Origin of the sequence: Pseudomonas edaphica (genome assembly GCF_005863185.1) — a bacterium.
Lineage (GTDB): Bacteria > Pseudomonadota > Gammaproteobacteria > Pseudomonadales > Pseudomonadaceae > Aquipseudomonas > Aquipseudomonas edaphica.
On record NZ_VBVZ01000702.1, the window covers coordinates 1 to 2,983 of the forward strand.

The window sequence follows — 2,983 nt, forward strand, 5'->3', positions numbered from 1 at the left end:
CGATAGCGGTGGGTCAGTGATGAATAGGTGGCTGACACACCGCTATCGCAGGCAAGCCAGCTCCCACATTGGACGGGGTTTCAAGTCTGGGGCCTAGTGGCGTTCTAGGGCATTGACCAGGTCGTGGAAGGCTTCGCGGTTGGACTCGTTCAAGCCCATCAGGATCTTGTGCGCTTCCAGCACTTTGACCCGCACGATTTCTTCGGACTGGTCTTGCGAAGGCAGGTCGGTCAGGCATTCCGGGCAGGGGATCGGGCGGTCAACGATGTTGAACACCTGGTCAAAACCCATGGACTGCAACAGACGGGTGATGTCTTCGTGGGTGGTGACGACGGTCGGCAACAGGCCAACCTTCTGCCGAGACAGAATGGACAACTTGGCCAGCAGGCCAAGGGTGGTGCTATCGATGCTGCGGGTTTCGGTCAGATCGATCACGATCGCTGAGAAGTTCAGCGCGGTGAAGATCCGCTCAATCGTCGCATCCAGCGCCGAACACAAGGTCAGGCGCACTTCACCGACAAACTTCAGGACGAAGGTCCCGTCTTGCTCGGCGAATTGGATTCTTCCGGTACTCATCAAAGATTCCTGCTCAACACCAATAGGGCGATATCATCCGGCATCTCCCCTAGCGTGGACAATCCAAAAACCTGCCGCAGGCCATCCAGGCTGCCGCCCGCCGACTTGACCTTTTGGGGCAAGGCGGCTTCTTTCTCTTTGAGTGTAGGCTCTGGAAGAAGGTCCAGTATGCCGTCGGACATCAGCGTGAGGCTGAACGTCGGCGGCAATTCCAGGATGTGGTCTTCGTAGGTGGCTTCGTTAAACAAGCCCACCGGCAAACCACGGCCTTCCAGGTAACGCACACTGTCGGGAGTGTATAAAACCGGCATCGGCAGGTGACCGCCGATGCTGTAGGTCAAAAGACCGGTTTCTTCATCAATAACGCCGCCAACCATCGTCACGTGCTTGCCCAGCTTGCAGCTGATCAGGCCTCGGTTGATGTGGCCCAGCACCTCGGAGGGGGTGAACTCCGGCAAGGTGCCATTGCGCTTGGATTCGAACAACAGCCGTGTGGTCATGAATTTCAACAACACGGTAACAAACGCAGAAGAAGCGCCGTGGCCGGACACGTCGGCCAGGTAGCGACGGGATGATCTGGTGCGCAAACTTGAATTCGTCGATGGTCCACGGGCTCACCGGCAGCATGTTCATCTGCACCTGGCGACCGGCGTTCTGGTCTTCCTGGAGCAAATTGAGGCTGGCTTCGAGTTCGCGGTTGGCGGTTTCGAGCTTTTCGCGGTAGCGCTGGTTTTCCAGCAGCAGGCGAGCACGGTCCAGCGCGCGGCGCACCGAATGCTCCAGCACCGCCAGGTCTTCCAGGGGCTTGATCAAGTAGTCGGCAGCGCCCAGGCGCAGGGCCTCGACAGCATCGTTCATCACGCCGGCACCGGACACAACAATCACTGGCGTCTGCGGCGCACGCTCGGTTACCTGGCGAATCAGCTCGAGGCCGCCCATTTGGGGCATGCGCAGGTCGCAGATCACGAGGTCGGGCTTGTCGCGCTCGAACACCTGGAGACCCTGTTGGCCATTACTGGCCTGCAGGACGCTGAAGCCACTGTCTTCCAAATAGGCCGCGAGGCTCGCGCGCACTACTTCGTCGTCATCGATTATCAGCAGCGTGGCACTGGTTTTTTGCATGTGGGCAAACGGCGCCAGAATTAGGTTGGCGTAGGCGGCTCGGCAATGGCCGGGCTCACGTACTGGATTCGCTTTCTAGCCTCTCTGTCCTACAAAGCACTGGGATTTCTCCCATGCACAACGGTAAAGCAGAGGTGCCCTTCTAAGGCGCAGACGGTACTCCCATCCGTCAGGGGTTTCAAGCTCATGCCGATGGTCGCCGGGCGTCTTTACACCGCAAATCACCGGGAGTTATAAGAACAGTCACCACCACAACACAAAGTAAGGATGGAACCCGTGAGCGAACATGAGCGCGGCTACGACGAAAAACGCGATTTCATCCGCATGCGCGTGGATGCCGATGTGGCGCTGATCCACGCGGGGCAAGAGATTGCCGGGGTTTGTGTGGACCTTTCCAGCTCCGGCATGCAGGTTGAGGCACCTCGCCAGTTTCAGGTGGGAGACCAACTGACCGTGCGCATCGATTCGGAACACGCCGCCCTCACGGGCCTGGAGGCGGACACCGAGGTGGTGTGGGCCAAAAACGAAGGCGAGCGCCAGCACCTGGGCCTCAGGATCTTGAAAATGCGCTGAAAAACGCGCACAAAAAAGGCGACCTATAGAGGTCGCCTTTTTTCATTTCAAAACGTCACGGCTTAAAAGTCGTCGACGACCTTGCCGTCTTTTACCTTGAACTCACGGTTCTGCAGGTAAGCGTTACGGATAAAGGTGTACTTGTCGCCCGTGATCAGCTTCTCGCTGTCGAGCAGGCTGGCACGGGTATCAACGATGTTCAGGCCGAAGGTGCTGTTGCGCCAGCCGATATCGTTCATGTAGCGGTACGGCTGGGTGTAGCTGTCGACGTATTTGGACGGCGCATCACGCAGGGTGCTTGGGCCTAGCAGCGGCAGCATCACGTAAGGACCGCTGCCGACGCCCCAGTAGCCGAGGGTCTGGCCGAAGTCTTCATCGCTGCGTTGCAGCCCCATTTTGGTGCCCACATCAACAAAGCCAAGCACGCCGAAGGTGGTGTTCATCAACAGGCGGGCGGTGTCCACACCAGCGGCGTGCGGCTTGAGCTGCAGCACGTTGTTGGCCAGGTTGCCGACATCGCCGATGTTGCGGAAGAAGTTGTGGATGCCGTCTTGTACAAATTGCGGGGTTACAAATTGATAACCCTGGGCAATCGGCTTGAGCGCGTAGGTATCAACGGTGTCGTTGAAGGTGAAGATCGGGCGGTTGACGCTTTCCCACGGATCGTCTTCCGACGCAGCCTGGGCCGCGAAGGGGGCGAGCAGGATAGTTG

Annotated in this window: 3 protein-coding genes and 1 pseudogene; 1 reads left to right on the forward strand and 3 read right to left on the reverse strand. The window is 58.5% G+C overall.

Going from position 1 to position 2,983, the window contains the following annotated elements:
• Positions 1 to 93: 93 nt before the first annotated feature.
• Positions 94 to 576 carry an anti-sigma factor antagonist RssC gene (rssC, locus tag FEM54_RS29215; RefSeq protein WP_010212025.1) on the reverse strand — a complete coding sequence of 161 codons (483 nt, stop codon included), beginning with the start codon at positions 574 to 576 and terminating at the stop codon, positions 94 to 96.
• A pseudogene (locus FEM54_RS29220) lies at positions 576 to 1,698 on the reverse strand (SpoIIE family protein phosphatase). Before FEM54_RS29220 ends, rssC begins: the two are co-directional and overlap by 1 nt.
• A 276-nt stretch (positions 1,699 to 1,974) precedes the next feature.
• Between FEM54_RS29220 and FEM54_RS29230 the strand changes: the two are divergent.
• A complete protein-coding gene (locus FEM54_RS29230; protein ID WP_017137444.1) occupies positions 1,975 to 2,271 on the forward strand; it encodes a PilZ domain-containing protein in 297 nt (98 codons plus the stop codon).
• Positions 2,272 to 2,333: 62 nt separating this feature from the next.
• Here FEM54_RS29230 and FEM54_RS29235 read toward each other — a convergent pair.
• A partial coding sequence (locus tag FEM54_RS29235; protein WP_240792820.1) for an MlaA family lipoprotein occupies positions 2,334 to 2,983 on the reverse strand: 650 nt, incomplete at its 5' end.

Excerpts from the sequence above, each read along its gene's own strand:
- rssC (WP_010212025.1), bottom strand. The coding sequence starts at position 576 with ATGAGTACCGGAAGAATCCAATTCGCCGAGCAAGACGGGACCTTCGTC.